This window comes from Streptomyces fodineus (assembly GCF_001735805.1).
Taxonomy (GTDB): Bacteria; Actinomycetota; Actinomycetes; order Streptomycetales; family Streptomycetaceae; genus Streptomyces; species Streptomyces fodineus.
Map to the genome: position 1 here is coordinate 6192783 of NZ_CP017248.1, position 18462 is coordinate 6211244.

12 protein-coding genes and 1 pseudogene are annotated in these 18462 nt (G+C 71.9%); 10 read left to right on the plus strand and 3 right to left on the minus strand.

Going from position 1 to position 18462, the window contains the following annotated elements; all coding sequences use genetic code 11:
* Positions 1-105: 105 nt before the first annotated feature.
* Genes BFF78_RS26645 through BFF78_RS26655 form a run of 3 tightly spaced genes read left to right on the plus strand, consistent with a single transcriptional unit; the run spans position 106 to position 4301 of the window.
* Positions 106-1566: a sodium:solute symporter family protein gene (locus tag BFF78_RS26645; RefSeq protein WP_069780708.1), complete on the plus strand. Its 1461-nt coding sequence runs from the start codon at positions 106-108 to the stop codon at positions 1564-1566.
* A gap of 56 nt (positions 1567-1622) precedes the next feature.
* A complete protein-coding gene (gene speB / locus BFF78_RS26650) occupies positions 1623-2591 on the plus strand; it encodes an agmatinase (RefSeq protein WP_055706451.1) in 969 nt (322 codons plus the stop codon).
* 24 nt (positions 2592-2615) lie between these two features.
* A complete protein-coding gene (locus tag BFF78_RS26655) occupies positions 2616-4301 on the plus strand; it encodes a thiamine pyrophosphate-binding protein (protein WP_069780709.1) in 1686 nt (561 codons plus the stop codon).
* Between the two features lie 22 nt (positions 4302-4323).
* On the opposite strand, the gene BFF78_RS26660 is transcribed toward BFF78_RS26655, so the two are convergent.
* Positions 4324-4689: a hypothetical protein gene (locus BFF78_RS26660; RefSeq protein ID WP_069780710.1), complete on the minus strand. Its 366-nt coding sequence runs from the start codon at positions 4687-4689 to the stop codon at positions 4324-4326.
* A gap of 343 nt (positions 4690-5032) precedes the next feature.
* Between BFF78_RS26660 and BFF78_RS26665 the strand changes: the two genes are divergently transcribed.
* From BFF78_RS26665 to BFF78_RS26675, 3 genes are all read left to right on the plus strand, one after another.
* Positions 5033-5842 (plus strand): helix-turn-helix domain-containing protein, encoded by an 810-nt coding sequence (locus tag BFF78_RS26665; protein ID WP_069783830.1) that lies wholly within the window; start codon positions 5033-5035, stop codon positions 5840-5842.
* Entirely contained in the window at positions 5839-6807 is a 969-nt protein-coding gene (locus BFF78_RS26670) for a helix-turn-helix domain-containing protein (protein WP_069780711.1), read from the plus strand. The genes BFF78_RS26665 and BFF78_RS26670 overlap by 4 nt, the downstream gene beginning before the upstream one ends.
* Positions 6808-7149: 342 nt before the next feature.
* Positions 7150-8190 carry a YncE family protein gene (locus BFF78_RS26675; protein WP_069780712.1) on the plus strand — a complete coding sequence of 347 codons (1041 nt, stop codon included), beginning with the start codon at positions 7150-7152 and terminating at the stop codon, positions 8188-8190.
* 45 nt (positions 8191-8235) lie between these two features.
* Here BFF78_RS26675 and BFF78_RS26680 read toward each other — a convergent pair whose 3' ends face one another.
* Positions 8236-8913, minus strand: a complete 678-nt coding sequence (locus BFF78_RS26680; protein WP_069780713.1) for a hypothetical protein — start codon at positions 8911-8913, stop codon at positions 8236-8238.
* Between the two features lie 356 nt (positions 8914-9269).
* Here BFF78_RS26680 and BFF78_RS26685 point away from each other — a divergent pair.
* Positions 9270-9876, plus strand: a pseudogene (locus BFF78_RS26685) (hypothetical protein); the annotation flags it as partial.
* A 109-nt stretch (positions 9877-9985) separates the two neighbouring features.
* On the opposite strand, the gene BFF78_RS26690 reads toward BFF78_RS26685, so the two are convergent.
* A complete protein-coding gene (locus BFF78_RS26690; protein WP_069780714.1) occupies positions 9986-12346 on the minus strand; it encodes a glycosyltransferase family 39 protein in 2361 nt (786 codons plus the stop codon).
* Between the two features lie 148 nt (positions 12347-12494).
* On the opposite strand from BFF78_RS26690, the gene BFF78_RS26695 reads away from it, so the two are divergent.
* From BFF78_RS26695 to BFF78_RS26705, 3 genes are all read left to right on the plus strand, one after another.
* Positions 12495-13418 carry a serine hydrolase gene (locus tag BFF78_RS26695; protein WP_069780715.1) on the plus strand — a complete coding sequence of 308 codons (924 nt, stop codon included), beginning with the start codon at positions 12495-12497 and terminating at the stop codon, positions 13416-13418.
* Positions 13419-13483: 65 nt separating this feature from the next.
* Complete coding sequence (locus BFF78_RS26700; RefSeq protein ID WP_069780716.1) at positions 13484-14509, plus strand: esterase-like activity of phytase family protein; 1026 nt, start codon at positions 13484-13486, stop codon at positions 14507-14509.
* A 169-nt stretch (positions 14510-14678) separates the two neighbouring features.
* A complete protein-coding gene (locus BFF78_RS26705) occupies positions 14679-18398 on the plus strand; it encodes an ABC transporter ATP-binding protein (RefSeq protein WP_069780717.1) in 3720 nt (1239 codons plus the stop codon).
* Positions 18399-18462: the final 64 nt, after the last annotated feature.

Here is an 18462-nt window from a genome sequence, read left to right on the forward strand (position 1 = left end):
CGGCAGCCGCGGGTACGGGCGGATGTCCCCGCGATCTGCTGCCGGCGCGTCCCCACCGCATCTGCACGACACGCCACCGGAATGCGCGCGAAGGAGGGCCCCAACATGGCCGTCGACTACACAGTGATCGTCGTCTATCTCGCCGGGATGCTGGCGATGGGCTGGTGGGGCATGCGCCGCGCCAAGTCGAAGAGCGAGTTCCTGGTGGCCGGCCGCCGCCTGGGCCCCGCCATGTACTCCGGCACCATGGCGGCGATCGTCCTCGGTGGCGCCTCCACCATCGGCGGCGTGGGCCTCGGCTACCGGTACGGCCTGTCCGGCGCCTGGATGGTCTTCACCATCGGCCTCGGCCTCCTCGCCCTGTCCGTGTTCTTCTCCGCCCGCATCGCCCGCCTGAAGGTCTACACCGTCTCCGAGATGCTGGACCTGCGCTACGGCGGCCGGGCCGGGGTCATCTCCGGCGTGGTCATGTGGGCGTACACCCTCATGCTGGCCGTCACCTCGACGATCGCCTACGCCACGATCTTCGACGTCCTCTTCGACATGAACCGCACCGTCGCGATCATCCTCGGCGGCTCGATCGTCGTCGCCTACTCCACCCTCGGCGGCATGTGGTCCATCACGCTGACCGACATGGTCCAGTTCGTGGTGAAGACCATCGGCGTGCTGCTCCTGCTCCTGCCGATCGCGGTCGTCAAGGCGGGCGGCTTCTCCGAGATGAAGGCCAAGCTGCCCACCTCGTACTTCGACCCGCTGGGCATCGGCGGCCAGACGATCTTCACCTATGTCCTGATCTACACGTTCGGCATGCTGATCGGCCAGGACATCTGGCAGCGCGTGTTCACCGCCCGCAGCGACAAGACCGCCAAGTGGGGCGGCACGGTGGCCGGCACCTACTGTCTGGCCTACGCCCTCGCCGGCGCGGTGATCGGCACGGCCGCCAAGGTGCTCTACCCCAGGCTCGGCAGCCCCGACGACGCCTTCGCCACCATCGTCAAGGACGAACTCCCCGTCGGCGTCCGCGGCCTGGTGCTGGCCGCCGCCCTGGCCGCCGTGATGTCCACCTCCTCCGGCGCCCTGATCGCCTGCGCCACGGTCGCCAACAACGACATCTGGTCGCGGCTCAGGGGGGTCGTACGACGTGACGGCGAGGATCACGACGAGGTCGGCGGCAACCGCGCCTTCATCCTGATCATGGGCGTGGCGGTGATCGGCACGGCGATCGCGCTGAACAACGTGGTCGAGGCGCTGACCGTGGCGTACAACCTGCTCGTCGGCGGTCTGCTCGTGCCGATCCTCGGCGGCCTGCTGTGGAGGCGCGGCACGGTGCAGGGGGCGCTGGCCTCCGTGACCGTCGGCGGCCTCGCGGTCATCGGCCTGATGGCGGGCTACGGCATCCTGGCCAACGAGCCGGTCTACTACGGCCTGCTCGCCTCCCTCGCCGCCTACGTCGCCGTCTCCCTGGCGACGAAGCCCACCGACGAGACGGTTCTCGCCACCTGGCGTGAGCGCCTCGCCGGACGGAACCCCGAACTCGCGTCCGAACCGGTCCCGGCTCACCAGTAGAGTCATAGGGAAAGCAGTACATGCGCGACGAAGCGCAAGAAAGAAGGCATTTGACCATGAGCAGCAACGAGACGCCCCGCGGCCCCGTCGACTCCTCCCGCATCCCGCGGTACGCCGGCCCCGCGACCTTCGCCCGGCTGCCCCGCCTGGACGAGGTCGGCACCGCCGACGTCGCCGTGGTGGGCGTGCCGTTCGACTCCGGTGTCTCGTACCGGCCGGGCGCCCGCTTCGGCGGCAACGCCATCCGTGAGGCGTCCCGGCTGCTGCGCCCGTACAACCCCGCGCAGGACGCGTCGCCGTTCGCGCTCGCCCAGGTCGCCGACGGCGGCGACATCGCGGTGAACCCGTTCAACATCAACGAGGCCGTCGAGACCATCGAGGCCGCGGCGGACGAGCTGCTCGGCACCGGCGCCCGCCTGATGACCCTGGGCGGCGACCACACGATCGCGCTGCCGCTGCTGAGGAGCGTCGCGAAGAAGCACGGCCCGGTCGCCCTGCTCCACTTCGACGCCCACCTGGACACCTGGGACACCTACTTCGGCGCCGAGTACACCCACGGCACCCCGTTCCGCCGCGCGGTGGAGGAGGGCATCCTCGACACCTCGGCCCTCTCCCACGTCGGCACCCGCGGCCCCCTGTACGGCAAGCAGGACCTCACCGACGACGAGAAGATGGGCTTCGGCATCGTCACCTCCGCGGACATCTACCGCCGGGGCGCCGACGAGGTCGCCGACCAGCTGCGACAGCGCATCGGCGACCGCCCGCTGTACATCTCCATCGACATCGACTGCCTCGACCCGGCCCACGCGCCCGGCACGGGCACCCCGGAGGCGGGCGGCATGACCTCCCGCGAGCTGCTGGAGATCCTGCGCGGCCTGGCATCCTGCAACCTGGTCTCGGCGGACGTCGTCGAGGTGGCGCCCGCGTACGACCACGCCGAGATCACCTCGGTGGCGGCCTCGCACACGGCGTACGAACTGACCACCATCATGAGCCGCCAGATCGCGGCGGCCCGCAACGCCTGATCTTCCCGAGGGGGACCGAGAGCAGTGACTCACGACCACGACCTGGTACTTCGCCCGACACAGGCGCAGATCACCGCGGCCCTGAACCCTCCCCCGGGGCGCAACGGCGGAGACCTGGTCGTGGAGACGCTGGCCGGGCTCGGCGCGACGACCGTCTTCGGGCTGCCCGGCCAGCACGCCCTCGGCATGTTCGACGCCCTGCGCCGCTCGTCACTGCGCTATGTGGGCCTGCGGGTGGAGAACAACGCGGGCTTCGCGGCGGACGCGTACGGCCGGGTCACGGGCGAGGCGGCCCCGCTGCTGCTGTCGACGGGCCCGGGTGCGCTGACGTCGCTGGCCGCGTTGCAGGAGGCGGCGGCGGCCTCGGCCCCCGTGCTGGCGATCAGCAGCCAGATCCCGACGGCCGGCCTGGGCGGCGGCCGGCACGGCTATCTGCACGAACTCCCCGACCAGGCCGCTTCGTTCCGGGGCGTGGTGAAGTCGGTTCACACGGTCCGCACGCAGTCCCAGATCCCCTCCGCGATCGCGGCGGCCTGGAAGTCGGCGCTGACGGCACCGCACGGCCCGGTGTGGGTGGAGATCCCGCAGGACGTCCTGCTCGCCGAGACCACCCTGCCCGTGGTCACCGCGGTGGACGCGACCCCGGACGACCTGGCCCCGCGCCCCGAACTGACCGCGGTGGCGGCCGACTTGCTGTCCCGTGCCGCCCGCCCGGCGATCATCGCGGGCGGCGGGGTCGTGCGGGCGGACGCCTCCGGAAAGCTGAGGGCGCTGGCGGAGAGGCTTCACGCGCCGGTGGTGACGACGTTCGGCGGCAAGGGCGCGTTCCCCTGGGATCACCCCCTGTCGATGCAGTCCTGGCTGGAGGACCGGCACACCACAGACCTCCTGGAGGACGCGGACGTACTCCTGGTGGTCGGCTCGGGCCTCGGCGAACTCTCCTCCAACTACCACACGTTCAAGCCGCGCGGCCGAGTCGTCCAGATCGAGGCCGACCTCGGCAAGCTGGAGTCCAACCACCCCGCGCTGGGCATCCACGCGGACGCCCGCCTGGCCCTGCAGGCCCTGCTGGAGACGGTGCACGAGCGCACGGACGAGTCGGCGCCGGGGCGGGTGCGGGAGCTGCTGTCCCGAGTCGGTGAGCGCATCGCCGCCCAGGAACTCACCCTGGAACAGGAGGTGCTGGGAGCCGTCCGGCGTGCCCTGCCCGCCGACTCCCCGTCCTACTGGGACATGACGATCCTGGCGTACTGGGCCTGGTCGGCCTTCGACCCGCGGGGCGCGAACCTCATGCACTCGGCGCAGGGCGCCGGCGGCCTCGGCTACGGCTTCCCGGCGGCACTGGGCGCGGCGGCGGCCGACCCGACCCGCCCGGTGCTGGCGGTCTCCGGCGACGGCGGCGCGCTGTACTCGATCGCGGAACTGGCCACGGCGAAGCAGTACGACTTCCCGGTCACCTGGCTGATCGTCGACGACGGCGGCTACGGCATCCTCCGCGAGTACATGACCGACGCCTTCGGCCAGGCCACGGCGACGGAGCTGACGCGTCCGGACTACGTGGCCCTCGCCGAGTCCTTCGGGGTGCCCGGGGTCCGAACGACCCCCGAGACCCTGGAACAGGACCTGGCGAAGGCGCTGGCGACCCCGGGCCCCTCGGTGGTCGTACTCCCGGCGGTGCTGCGGATGTTCGCGCCGACACATCTCGGCTAGGGGTGCCGGGGCCGGGCGTGCCTCAGTGGCACGTGCTGGAGCTGCTGATGTAGACCTGCGTCGGGTGCGCCCCGTTGAAGGCCCATCCCTCGCCGGGCTTCATGCAGATGGCCGGGTGGTTGGAGAACCGCACGTAGGCCACGTCGTCGTGCCGGGTGTTGACCGCGCCCCTCGCGTTGCGGCTCGCGCCGAGCCGCTGCCAGTACCCGGTGTCCTTGAACTTCCCGGTCATCGTGTTGCCGTCGTAGAAGCAGACGTACGGGTAAGGACAGTTCGGGCGGGCTGCGGTGTGCGTGTCGGCCGAGGCGGACGGCGCGCAGAGGGCCAGGCCGCTTCCGGCCATGGCGCACGCGGTCAGGACGGATGCGGTCGCGATACGGAATCGCATGGATGCTCCTCGAGGTCGGTTGCTCGGGGCGGCCCGCCCCACCCCCGTGTGGGCGGGCCGCCGGTGCCTGGGGCGGTGCGGGGTGGACCGCACCGCCCGTCGTGCACCACCGACAGTGCAGGCCGAGTCCAGGACGGGGCCAGGCCTGCCGGACAGTTGCCGTCGGCGCGGGACGTCCCACCCTCCGGCCTGCGAAAACACCCTGCGCCGTGAGTCACCGGCGGGACGCGCGGACGCCGGGCGGTGCGGCCGAAACCATGCGGTCGCACGGCGGGCCACGGGAACCGCGCGCTCTGGGTGGGGCATCCTCGTCCGGGGAGTTGCAACAGACATGGGGTGGAACGTGTCTCGTTGGAAGCAGTTGCCGGACTCACTCGACCCGCGAGTGCGGCAACTCGCCGTACAGATGCGCCGGATCAAGGACCACAGCGGTCTGGGCCTGCAGGCACTGGCCGCCCGGACGGGCTACAGCCGTGCCTCCTGGGACCGCTATCTCAACGGCCGGGCGCTACCGCCGCAGGAGGCGGTGGCGGCACTGGCCCGCGCCTGCGACATCGACCCCGCCCGGCTGCTGGCCCTGCACGAGGTGGCCGTGGCGGCGGGGCGGGGCGGGGAGGGTGCCGGCCGGGCGGGGGAGCCGGAGGCGGGGGCGGACTCCGTTCCCGGCGGGGAGGAACCGGCGGGACGCGGCAGGGGACGGCGGATGCTCGCCGTCGTACTGGCGTCGGCCGTGCTCGTGACCGCGGTGATCGTCCTGCTGGTGGCCGCGCCGTGGAACGGCGGACGGGAGCGGATCGACGGCCGGCCGGTTCCGGCGGACGCCACGGCGTCGGCCTCGGGGACGGGAGCGGCGAAGGGGCCCTTCGTGTACCGGGCCGGCAAGGACTACCCGTGCCGGGTGCACCGCGCCCAGGACGGGCTGCTGTACGCGGGGTACAGCACCACCCGCGTCGGCCTGATCGGCTCGGGATCGTCGCAGTGGTCCGTCGTGGAGGCGCAGTGCCTGCTGCGCCACCACGGCTTCTCGCCGGGGATGGCCGACGGGGCGTTCGGCTCCCGCACCGAGCGCGCGGTGGAGCGGTTGCAGGAGGGAGCACACCTGCGCGTGGACGGGGTCATCGGCGAGGACACCTGGGGGGTGCTGCGGAAATGACGTCCGGCGCCGCGTCCGGCGACCGGCCGGTGGAGTGCGAGCGGCTGGCGGAGGCCTTGCGCGGGCTGCGGACCCGGACGGGGCTGAGCCTGGCCGCACTGGCGGCGAAGACGCCGTACAGCAAGTCGTCCTGGGACCGCTATCTCAACGCCAGGACGCTGCCGCCCCGGCAGGCCGTCGCGGAACTGTGCGACCTGGCGGGCGAGGACCCGGCTCGGCCGCTCGCGCTGTGGGAGCTGGCGGACGCGGCGGTGAGCGGACGTGGGGCGGGTGGGAAGACGGCGAGCGGGGATGTGGCGGGTCGGCAAACGGCGCGCGGGGGTGTGGAGGGTGCGAAAACGGCGCGCGGCGGTGTGACGGGCGGGCGTACGGCAGGCGAGGGCGGCCTCGCGGGCACGTCGTCCCCCGCACCCCCCGCCGAGCCGCCTCCGCCCGAGGACGCCGGCAGCGCGCCCAGGCGTCCGGCCCGGCGCGGCCTGCTCGCCGCGGTCGTGGGCGGCGGGCTCACGGTCGCCGCGGTCATGGTGTCACTGGCGGCCACCGGCGCGTTCAGCGAGTCCGGCCGGGCCCCGTCCGCGCCCCCGTCCTCCTCCGTGCCCGCACTGGCGCAGGGCTGCCACGGCAGCGGCTGCACCGGCAAGGACCCCGAGATGTACGGCTGCGGAGCCGACCCGGTGCCGGTGACCCTAGGCCGGCAGAGCTTCCCCGGGCCGACCGTGGTCAAGATCCGGCACAGCAGCGTCTGCGGTGCGGTGTGGGCACGGATCGACCTCGGGAAGGTGGGGGACCGGGCGGAGATCCTCGTACCGCATCACGCGCCGTGGCGGATCGAGGTCAAGGACGGGTACGACGCCAAGGACTCCCTGTCGACCCCGATGGTCGCCGCTACCGGCGCCGACCTGGACCGGGTGCGGGCCTGTCTGGTCCGCGACGGCGAGCGGCACTGCTTCGGCCCGCAGCACTAGCCGCTGCGTCAGGCGTTCTGGGACGGCGCCGGGACCGCGGCCGCCAGAGGGTCACGGAACCAGCGGTGCCCCGGATCGGCCGAGTTGCGGGGGCGCCAGGCCATCCCGAGGCCGAGCGGGGCGAGATCGAGGGGGACGGGGAAGGTGCGCAGACCGAGCGCGGCGATGGTGCCGGGCAGCCGGTCGGCCAGGGTGGCTCGCCGCCGCGGGCGAGGTGCAGCTGTGCCTTTGCGTCTGGGGCAATAATGCCCTGCCGATCTTTGCATTGCGGCGGAACTCCTCCCGGGAGGACGGTGGAGGTGTCCATCAAGACCCTTCAGGAAGCCATACGAGGAGCCACCTGTGCAGCAGTCACCCCGTGCCGGCCGAGAAGGCGATGTGCTGGCCGTGGTCAGCCAGAGCGGGCCGACGGTCTCGTTCTACGACGTCGCCTCCGACCGCCACCTCGGCACGACCGAAGTCCCGGCCGAACCCCATGAGTTGTGCTTCGACCCCACGCACCGGCTGCTGTGGTGCAGCACGTCGTACCGCTCGGGCTACTACCACGCCAACAGCGGCCGGAGCACCCGGCTGACCGCCATCGACGCCGACAGCCGCCGGATCGTGGAGGTCATCGACCTCGCCCCCGAACACGGCCCGCACGGGCTGGCGTTGGACCCGGCACGCGGCCGCCTCTACGTCAGTGTGGAGGGCTCGGCGGACCGCCCCGGCGGCGTGGTGATCATCGACACCGCCACTCGCCGTCCCCTGGGCAGGATCGACACCGGGGCGCCCGGGCCGCACTGGTTCGCCATCGATCCGACGGGCCGCAGGGGCTACGCCACCAACAAGGAGGCGCCGTTCGTCTCGGTGGTCGACCTCGACCAGGGCGCCCTCACCGCGAAGGTGGAGGTACCGGGCAGCGAGGGCCTGGCGGTCTCCGCCGACGGCACGCAGGTCTTCGTGGCCGCCCCGTACCTGGGCGCGCCCGAGGGCCACACACCAGGCATCCGCGTCATCGACGCCCACACCCTGTCCGTGACCGCCACCCTGCCCACCGAGCATGTCGTCGTGCCGGTGCATGTGACGCCGACGGGCAGGCTGCTCGCCGGCCAGCTCCGTATGACCCCCGACCCGGCGTCCCACCTCGGCCGCCAGGCACCGGGCCGCCTCACCGTGTTCTCGGCGACCACCCAAGAACGCCTCGGCGAACTGGAGGTCGGCCTCTTCCCCCTCACCGTCCACTCCTCCCCCGACGGCCGGCTCGCCTACGTGGCCTGCGTCTCCTCGTCGACGGTCGACGTCATCGACCTGGAGACGATGAGCACCCTGACCCGGCTGGACATCCCGAAGCGGGGCGAACCGGGGGCGCACGGCCTGGCGTACCTTCCGCGGGCGGCCTGAACTGGGGGGGAAGGCGTCTGGCCGGTGCCGCACGAGGCGGCGTCGTCACTCCGGGTGCTCTGCGCCCTTCGGTCGGCGGCGCCGGCCCTGTGGGGTGAAGGTGAAGCTGTCTGCGAACGTACCGTCGCCACAGCGGACAGCGAGGAGCAGCGGTTGTGTGCGTGCCGGTGGCCAGTCGGCCTCGGTGCCGGGATCGGTGCCGTTCCACAGGTGGAAGGACACCATCGGCTGTGCGGGATCCTCGGTCACATAGCCGAGCGTCTTTCCGTAGAACGGATTGGTGCCGCCGAACAGCACCGACGGGGGGCCGAACGCGGTCGTCACGTCGGCCCAGACCCGATCGCTTCGGCCCCACTGACGGACGGCGTCCCGCAGGGCCGCGTACGCCTCGGCATCCAGGACCCGGTCGGGCTTGAGCCATCCCTGCCGGCGCGCGAACTCGGCGTACACAGAAGCCACGCTGTGGCCATGGTCGCCCGGAAGCAAAGAGCCGAACGCGCCCTTCACCCCGGTCGGGCTCCATCCCCCCTGCCGGCTCCAGGCGCGCTTCTGCTCCTCCCAGACCTCAGGGCGTCGCTCCAGGAAAAGGAGGTGGTTGACGACGATCCACATGGACGCCTCCACGTCCCCGTACATACCCGGCCTGCGCAGCATGCTGTTGAGCTGGTCCACGAGGTGGGTACGCATTTCGTCAGGCGCTGCGAGCACCGTTTCGCAGGTCATGCCGACAGTCTCGCGCAAGCCCCACCCTGCGGGAGCGCCGGGTGCACCCCGACTCGGTCCGCCTCCGGTACGACAGCGAGCACACGCCGAGGGAGATCCCGATCGAGAAGGAGTTGGCAAACCCCACGACGAAGTCGGTGCCGTGCCGCTCCAGCCACACGAGCACCCGGGGAGCACCGCGGTCACTTGGTCGCCTCATACCGCGATCCTGCCGAGCCGGCCGGACGACAGGCATCCACCCGGGAGTACTGGGGGTGGCAGCCGACGGCGCGGTTCGGGGGCCGGGGGAAATTCGTGTGGTGCGAACTTGTGGCGGCGTAGCTCGTTGATCACCGCGTCGAGCGGCGGGTGGACACACTGACGAGGGCACGTATCTGCTGGTGGTGGAGTCGCAGGGGAAGGTGGACGAGCGCAAGCGGGGCAGCTGGCCGTACTACCTGTCCTACCTGTACGAGAAGTACCGCTGCGAGCCGGTGCTGATCGTCATCACGCAGAGCAGCAGGACCGCCGAGTGGGCCTCGCGTCCGATCCGGTTCGGCTTCCGGGACTGGCACTCGCTGACGGTGCGTCCGCTGGTGCTGGGTCCGGGCAACGTGCCTGGCCGCCGCCCTGCGGACCATCGATGCGGACAGTGCCGCAGTCTTCGTGCAGTTGGTCGACTCCTGCCTGGCCGACCCCCAGGCGAAGCAGATGTGGAGGGACCCGATGACCGCGATCCAGTACTTCTGGCGACACCCGCTGGCACAGCAGGTACGCGAGGAAGGCAGGGAGCAAGGCCTGGAACAGGGCCGGGCTGAGGCCAAGGCCGAGATGATCCTGCACATCCTGGAATGGCGCGAGGTTGCCGTGCCCGATGCCGTACGCGACCGCGTGCTGGCCTGCACGGATCTGGACCGGCTCGAAGCCTGGGCCCAGCGGGCCGTCCACGCCACCGACGCGGCGGAGTTGTTCGACGCGGAGTGAGCGAGCGGGCGACCTGACGGGCGGTCGCCCGGCCCGTGTCTGCGGCATCGTGTTCCGCGCTCTCGGTGGCGGGCCGGACAACAGCCTTCCAGATGGCCGGACATGCTCCTCAGCTGACGTCCGACGGGTCCAGGCGGTAGATCGTGGACTGGTTGGTGGAGGAGGAAGAGGACGAGGAAGAGGACGAGGAAGAGGACGAGGACGACTTCGAGTTCGAAGAGCTCGCGGTCTTGCTGTACGCACTCTCCTTCACCAGCGCCCCGTGCCTCTTCACCCAGGCCGTCACCTCGGACGACACGCTGTTGCCGGCTCCCCCGGGGCCGCCGCCCATCATGCCGCCGCCGAGCTGGACGTAGTGCAACTCGCCCTTCCTGACCAGCTCCTCGAGCTTGGCGACGGTCATCGCCTTGTCGGTGCCGGTGAAGCCCCACATGGAGATGACCGGCACCTTGGCGCTCAGCTCGATCCGGGCCGCGCTCTGCGAGTTGGAGACCGCGAGCAGCCAGGTGGCGCCGTCCTGATGCTTCTTCAGGTACGCGATCAGCTCGCTGTTCGCGCCGCCCATGCCGCCACCCCTCATGCCGCCGCGCATACCGGCTCCCGCTCCCGTACGACCGCCCGTGCTTCCCGAGCCGCCGTTCGGGGCGGTGCCGCCCGACGAGCCCTGGCCGCCGGGGAGTTCACCGTTCGCCCCGCCGCCCGGGAACCCACCGGCCTGCCGCCCGCCGGAAGCTCCGCCCGGCGCCCCGCCCGAGGTGCCCCCGGGTACGCCGTTCGGTGCTCCGCCGATTGCTCCGCCGGACGCGCCGGTCGCTGATCCGTCCGGCGCGGAGCCGCCACCAGGGAAACCGCCACCCGCCTCGGCGTTCCCGCCCCCCTGGCCGCCGTTCCGCCCAGGCATCTCCCCGCCGCCCGGGAAGCCCCCGGCGCCGCCCCGGCCACCGGCCCCGCCGGGGCCGCCGCCGAAGCCGCCGTCCGTCGACGGACCGGCCGTCGGGTTCACCCCGCTCATGCCGCCGCCCGAACCGGACGGCACCGACCAGGCGTATGCCGTCGGCCCCGCGAGCGCGGCGACGACCGCCGCGGCCCCGGAGGCCGCGAACAGCCGTACCCGGCCCCCGGAGCGGAAGACGAACAGGCCCACGATCGCCGCCGCCATGACCACACCGACGGCCGGCCACAGCCAGGTGTGCCAGCCGGAGGCCCGGCGGAGGAGGACGATCGCCCAGCCGGCCGTGCCGGCGAGACCCGCCGGCAGGACCCATGCCCAGCGCTTGTCGGTGCGGAACGCGCGCAGCAGCAACACGCCGCCGCCTCCGCACAGCGCCGCGATGCCCGGCGCGAGGGCGGTCGTGTAGTACGGGTGCATCGTGCCCTCGGCGGTCGCGAAGGTGACGTAGTGCAGGACCGTCCAGCCGCCCCAGAGGACGAGCGCGGCCCGGGTGAGGTCGGTGCGCGGGGCGCGGCCGCACAGGATCAGGCCGGAGACCAGCGCCACGGCGGAGAAGGGCAGCAGCCAGGAGATCTGGCCGCCGAGGATGTGGTTGAACATCCGGCCGAGACCCGCGGAGCCGGAGAAGCCGCCGCCCCCGCCCCCGCCGCCGTTGCCCTCGCCGCCGAGGAGGCGGCCGAGGCCGTTGTAGCCCGTGATCAGGTTCCAGGCGGTGCCGTCCGTCGAACCGCCGATGTAGGGCCGCTCGGAGGCGGGGACCAGGGACACGGTGACCGCCCACCAGAAGCTGGAGACCGCCAGGACCGCGCCGGCGAGCAGCAGGTTCACGATCCGCCGTACGAGCCTCGGGCGCGCGGCGAGCAGGTAGACCGCGAAGACGGCGGGCAGCGCGATGTACCCCGCCAGCATCTTCGTGTTGAAGGCGAGGCCGAAACACCCCGCCGAGCCGAGCAGCGGCAGCAGCCGGCCGTTCCGCACCGCGCGCAGGGCGAGCGCCGCGCCCCCGACCATCAGCAGGACGAGGATCGTGTCGGGGTTGTTGTCCCGGTTGATGGCGACCGTGATGGGGGTCAGCGCGAGGACCAGCGCGGCCACTGCCGCCGCCGCGTGCCCGAACGTCCGCTTCACGCAGGAGTGCAGGATCCAGATCGCGCCGAGTCCGGCCGCGACCTCCGGCAGCATCATCTGCCAGGTGCCGAAACCGAGGATCCGGCACGACAGGCTCATGACCATGTCGGCGAACGGCGGTTTGTCGACGGTGAGGAAGTTCCCGGCGTCGAGCGAGCCGAAGAACCAGGCCTTCCAGTTCCGGGTGCCGCTGTAGACGGCCGCGCTGTAGAAGCTGTTCAGGCCGGAGCCCGACAGGTTCCAGGTGTAGAGCACGGCCGCCAGCAGCAGGACCGCGAGCAGCGCGGGCAGCGACCAGCGGGGTGCGCGCTCCGGCGCCCCGGCGTCCGGTGCCGGGGGAGCGGAGGTCGCCGTCGTGGCGTGGGGGAGGGGATCGGTGGCAGATGTCACCACTGCACCCTGCAGACCGGCGATGGGTGCGCGCTGTGGTGCGCCTGGGCGGAAGCTGTGGGTCGGTGAAAGCCGGGTAAGGTCTCGAATCCCCCTTGGTAGGAACGGACGTGCAACCATCCGGCTGCCTCCGTGAGTCAACTGGGGCATGAATTCCCGGACATCAAGGCGTACCGGCGCGCTCGCCGCCGCCCTCGGCGCCGCGCTGCTCATACCGGCGGCCGCCGCCGCCACGCCGGCCGCCGCGGCCACGCCCACCGTCAGCTGTACGTCCGCCCAGGCGGGCCTCGCCGCCAAGCTGCAGAAGGACATCACGGCCGCCCTCGCGAACCGCGGGAGCACGGTCGCCCTCGGCCTGTACGACCGCAGCACCGGCACCACCTGCACCCTGCGCGCCACCAGTTCCTACGACTCGGCCAGCACCGTCAAGGTCACCGTGCTCGCGACCCTGCTCTGGGACGCCAAGAAGCACAACCGCTACCTGACCGACACCGAGACCTCGCTCGCCAAAGCCATGATCACCCAGTCGGACAACGACGCGACGACCAAGCTGTGGAAGCAGCTCGGCCTGACGAAGATCAAGGGCTTCCTGGCCGCCGCCGGGATGACACAGACCGTGCCGGGCGCGAACGGCTACTGGGGCCTGACCCAGGAGAACGTCACCGACGAGCAGAAGCTGCTCAAGCTCATCACCGCCAGGAACGGCGTGCTGAGCGACAACTCCCGCGCCTACATCCTGAAGCTGATGGGCGAGGTCATCCCCGCACAGCGCTGGGGCACCCCGGCCGGCGCGCCGTCCACGGTCTCCGTGCACGTCAAGAACGGCTGGCTGCAGCGCTCCACGCACGGCTGGCGTGTGCACAGCCTCGGCACCTTCAACGGCGCCGGCCACGACTACATGATCTCGGTGCTCACGCAGGACGACAGCACCATGGACTACGGCGTCACCACCATCCAGAACGTCGCCAAGGTCATCCACAAGGACCTCGTGCCGACCACCCCCGGCACCGCGGTCTACACCCCGACCAGCCGGCCCAGCGAGGCGTTCGTCGCGGTGCCGCCGCAGAGCTGACGACGCGCGAGGCGGTTCACGAGGCGGTCTCCCGCCGGACACCCGCCCGCCCTACGGTGACGGGCATGCGCCTGAGAACCGTACTCGCCACCCTGACCGCCGGCCTGGCGGCGGCCACCTCCCTGACCGCCGCCGGGCCCGCCGACGCCAACTCCGCGAGCAGCAAGGCCTGTTCGCCGTCGGTCTCCATCGACCGCTTCTCCGACGCGCTCGACAAGACGACGTACGACGGCACGTTCGTCGGCAACTTCTCCGCGCTCGCGGTCGACGGTGACGGTTCCCTCGCCGCGCTGGAGGACCGTTCCTCCCTGTTCGACCTGGACCCCAGGACCCTGCAGCCGCGGCGGGCCGTCCACCTCGCCGACGAGAAGGGCGCCGACCTCGACTCGGAAGGTCTGGTCATGGACGGCGACGGCACCCGGCTCATCACCTCCGAGACCGAGCCGTCCGTCCGCCGCTACTCCGCCGACGGCAGGATCCTGGACCGCCTTCCGGTCCCGTCCTCCCTCCTCGTCGCCCCGGCCGGCCGCGCCACCGCCAACCAGACCTTCGAGGGCCTGACCCTGCTGCCCGGCGGGCACACCCTGCTGGCCTCCATGGAGGACGCGATCTCGGGCGACTCGGCGGGGATCGTGCGCTTCCAGACCTGGCGGCGGCACAAGGACCACTTCAGGCTCGGCGCCCAGTACGCCTACCGCACCGACACCGGCCTCGGCGTCCCCGAGGTCCAGGCCACCCCCGACGGCCGCCTCCTGGTCCTGGAGCGCGGCTTCACCCCCGGCGTCGGCAACACCGTCCGCCTCTACCTGGCCGACCCCCGCCACGCGACGGACACGAGCGGCATCGAGAACCTGACGGGACAGCCGGACGTCCGCCTGATCAAGAAGACCCTGCTGACGGACATCGCCACCTGCCCCTCCCTCGGCGCCACGGCCAAGCAGCCCCAGCCCAATCCCCTGCTGGACAACATCGAAGGCATGACGATCACCGGCCGTGACCACACCGGCCGCCTGAAGGTCCTCCTGGTGAGCGACGACAACCAGAACCCGGCCCAGACGACGAGGTTCTATTACTTGCGGGTACGCGTCTGACGCTGGGCGGTCGACCACCCCAGGGGCGCGGGGAACTGCGCGACCAGCCACAACGGACCCGCAGCCGCATACGGCCGAACCCGCGGAGCGTTTTGTTGCAGGGGGATGAAATCGGCCCCCATCCGCGTTGGTGTCTTCCGGTAGAGCAGGTCGACAGGGAGGCACCGGCGTGGCAGCGCAACGGGGATGGGCACGACGGCTGGCGGCATACGCCTGGCGGTATCCGAAGGACGTCGTCCTCGCCCTCGGCTCCTCCCTCGCCGGCATGGCCGTCATGGCCGTCGTACCCCTGATCACCAAGGTGATCATCGACGACGTGATCGGGAACCACACCCGCTCCATGGCCCCCTGGGCCGGCGCCCTGATCGGCGCGGCCCTCCTCGTCTACGTCCTCACCTACATTCGCCGCTACTACGGCGGCCGTCTCGCCCTCGACGTCCAGCACGACCTGCGGACCGAGATGTACGGCACGATCACCCGCCTCGACGGCCGCCGCCAGGACGAGCTGTCCACGGGGCAGGTCGTCGGCCGGGCCACCAGCGACCTCCAGCTGATCCAGGGCCTGCTCTTCATGCTCCCGATGACCATCGGGAACGTCCTGCTCTTCCTGATCTCGCTGGTGATCATGGCGTGGCTGTCGCTGCCGCTGACCCTGGTCGCGCTCGCCGTCGCGCCCGCGCTCGGCTGGATAGCCAGGCGCAGCCGCAGCAAGCTGCACCCCGCCACCTGGTACGCCCAGGCCCAGGCCGCCGCCGTCGCGGGCGTGGTCGACGGCGCGGTCAGCGGCGTACGCGTGGTGAAGGGCTTCGGGCAGGAGGAGCAGGAGACCGGCAAGCTCCGGGAGGTCGGGCGACGGCTGTTCGCGGGGCGCCTGCGCACGATACGGCTGAACAGCAAGTACACCCCCGCCCTCCAGGCCGTCCCGGCCCTCGGGCAGGTCGCGATGCTGGCGCTCGGCGGCTGGCTGGCCGTGCGCGGGCACATCACGCTCGGCACCTTCGTCGCCTTCTCCAGCTATCTCGCCCAGTTGGTCGGCCCGGTCCGGATGCTCGCGATGGTCCTCACGGTCGGCCAGCAGGCCCGGGCCGGCACCGAGCGCGTCCTGGAGCTGATCGACACCGAGCCGACGCTGAAGGAGGGCACGAAGACCCTCCCGGCCGACGCGCCCGCGACCGTCGAGTTCGACGACGTGTCCTTCGGGTACGACCGCGGCTCCCAGGTCCTGGACGGGCTGACCTTCGAGATCCGCCCGGGCGAGACCCTCGCCGTCGTCGGCTCCTCCGGCTCCGGCAAGTCCACCCTCTCCCTCCTGCTCCCGCGCTTCTACGACGTCACCCACGGCGCGGTCCTGATCGGCGGCCACGACGTCCGTGAGCTGACCCTGGACAGCCTGCGGGCCGCGATCGGGCTCGTCCCCGAGGACTCCTTCCTCTTCTCGGACACCGTGCGCAACAACATCGCGTACGGCCGTCCGGACGCCACCCAGGAGGAGATCGAGGCCGCTGCCCGCGCCGCCCAGGCGGATCGTTTCATCGCCGAGCTCCCCGAGGGCTACGACACCAAGGTCGGCGAGCAGGGCCTGACCCTCTCCGGCGGCCAGCGCCAGCGCATCGCGCTCGCCCGCGCCCTGCTCACCGACCCGCGGCTGCTCGTCCTGGACGACGCCACCTCGGCCGTGGACGCCCGGGTCGAGCACGAGATCCACGAGGCCCTCAAGCACGTGATGGAGGGCCGTACCACCCTCCTCATCGCACACCGCCGCTCCACCCTGAACCTCGCCGACCGCATCGCCGTCCTCGACGGCGGCCGGCTCGCCGACCTCGGCACCCACGAGGAACTCCAGGAGCGCTCCGCCCTCTACCGCCGGCTGCTCACCGACCCCGACGAGCTGGGCGGGGTCTCCCCGGGGCGCGCCGAACCCGCCGTACCGCGGGAGGACACCTCCGTACGCGAGGAGCTGGACGCCGAGTTCGACGCCGAGCGGGGCGTGACCCCCAGGCTGTGGACCGGCGACCGGGAACCGAAGGACCAGGCGCTCTCCGGCACCCCGGCCACCCCGGAGCTGCTCGCCCAGGTGGACGCGCTGCCCCCGGCCACCGACACCCCCGACGTCGACGAGGTCGGGGCGGTCCGCCGCGAGGACTCCTACGGCCTGCGCCGCCTGCTGCGCGGCTTCGGCGCGCCCCTGCTCCTCAGCCTGCTGCTGGTCGCCGTGGACGCGGGCGCGGGCCTGCTGCTGCCGGTGCTGATCCGGCACGGCATCGACGCGGGCGTGACCAGGATGGCCCTCGGCGCCATCTGGTCCGCGTCCCTGCTGGCCCTGCTCACCGTCCTCGTCCAGTGGGCCGCGCAGATCGGCGAGACCCGGATGACCGGCCGTACCGGCGAGCGGGTGCTGTACACGCTGCGGCTGAAGATCTTCGCGCAGCTCCAGCGGCTCGGGCTCGACTACTACGAGCGCGAGCTGACCGGCCGGATCATGACTCGCATGACAACCGACGTCGATGCCTTGTCGACGTTCCTCCAGACGGGTCTGGTCACGGCGTTCGTCTCGGTCGTCACGTTCTTCGGCATCATGGGCGTCCTGCTGGTGATCGACCTCCAGCTCGCGCTCGTGGTCTTCGCGACGCTGCCCCCGCTGATCGTCGCGACCTTCTTCTTCCGCCGGGCGAGCGTGAAGGCGTACGAACTCGCCCGGGAACGCGTGTCGTTGGTGAACGCCGACCTCCAGGAGTCGGTCGCCGGGCTGCGGATCGTGCAGGCCTTCCGGCGCGAGCGGGACGGCGGGCTGAGGTTCGCCGGGCGCAGCGACAGCTACCGCAGCGCCCGCATCCGCGGCCAGTGGCTGATATCCGTCTACTTCCCGTTCGTGCAGCTGCTGTCGTCGGTGGCGGCGGCGAGCGTGCTGATCGCGGGAGCACACCGGATCGAGGCGGCGACCCTGACGACCGGCGCCCTGGTCGCCTACCTGCTCTACATCGACCTGTTCTTCGCGCCCGTCCAGCAGCTGTCCCAGGTATTCGACGGCTACCAGCAGGCCACGGTCTCCCTGGGCCGCATCCAGGAGCTGCTGCGCGAGCCGACGTCCACGAGGCCGGCGGACGAACCCCTCGAAGTGCTGTCCCTGCGCGGTGACATCGCCTTCGAGGACGTGCACTTCGCGTACGGCGCCGACGAGGAAGCCCTGACCGGCATCGAGCTGACGATCCCCGCCGGGCAGACGGTGGCGTTCGTCGGCGAGACGGGCGCCGGCAAGTCGACGCTCGTCAAGCTGGTCGCGCGTTTCTACGACCCCACCGCCGGCCGGGTCACGGTCGACGGCACGGATCTGCGCACCCTGGACCTGACCTCGTACCGGCACCGCCTCGGGGTCGTCCCGCAGGAGGCGTACCTGTTCCCCGGTACCGTCCGGGACGCCATCGCCTACGGCCGCCCCGACGCCACCGACGCCGAGGTGGAGGCGGCGGCGCGGGCGGTCGGCGCGCACGAGATGATCGCCACGCTGGAGGGCGGCTACCTGCACGAGGTCGCCGAGCGCGGGCGCAACCTCTCGGCCGGCCAGCGCCAGCTGATCGCGCTCGCCCGCGCCGAACTGGTCGACCCCGACATCCTGCTCCTCGACGAGGCGACGGCCGCCCTGGACCTGGCCACGGAGGCCCAGGTCAACCAAGCCACCGACCGCCTGGCGGGCCGTCGTACGACGCTGGTGGTCGCCCATCGCCTCACCACGGCGGCCCGTGCGGACCGGGTGGTGGTGATGGACCACGGCCGGGTCGCGGAGGACGGCACCCACGACGAACTCCTCGCCCGCGACGGCCGCTACGCCGAGCTGTGGCGCACGTTCGTCGGCCGCCCCGAACCGGAGGAGCCGGTCACCGCCGCCCGCTGAGACCCCCCTGCCGACGCGTCCCGCTGACGGTCGTGCAACCATCCGACATACGTCGTGCGTCCGT

Excerpts from the sequence above, each read along its gene's own strand:
- BFF78_RS26645 (WP_069780708.1), top strand. The coding sequence starts at position 106 with ATGGCCGTCGACTACACAGTGATCGTCGTCTATCTCGCCGGGATGCTG.
- speB (WP_055706451.1), top strand. The coding sequence starts at position 1,623 with ATGAGCAGCAACGAGACGCCCCGCGGCCCCGTCGACTCCTCCCGCATC.
- BFF78_RS26660 (WP_069780710.1), bottom strand. The coding sequence starts at position 4,689 with ATGCGATTCCGTATCGCGACCGCATCCGTCCTGACCGCGTGCGCCATG.
- BFF78_RS26670 (WP_069780711.1), top strand. The coding sequence starts at position 5,839 with ATGACGTCCGGCGCCGCGTCCGGCGACCGGCCGGTGGAGTGCGAGCGG.
- BFF78_RS26680 (WP_069780713.1), bottom strand. The coding sequence starts at position 8,913 with ATGACCTGCGAAACGGTGCTCGCAGCGCCTGACGAAATGCGTACCCAC.
- BFF78_RS26695 (WP_069780715.1), top strand. The coding sequence starts at position 12,495 with ATGAATTCCCGGACATCAAGGCGTACCGGCGCGCTCGCCGCCGCCCTC.
- BFF78_RS26700 (WP_069780716.1), top strand. The coding sequence starts at position 13,484 with ATGCGCCTGAGAACCGTACTCGCCACCCTGACCGCCGGCCTGGCGGCG.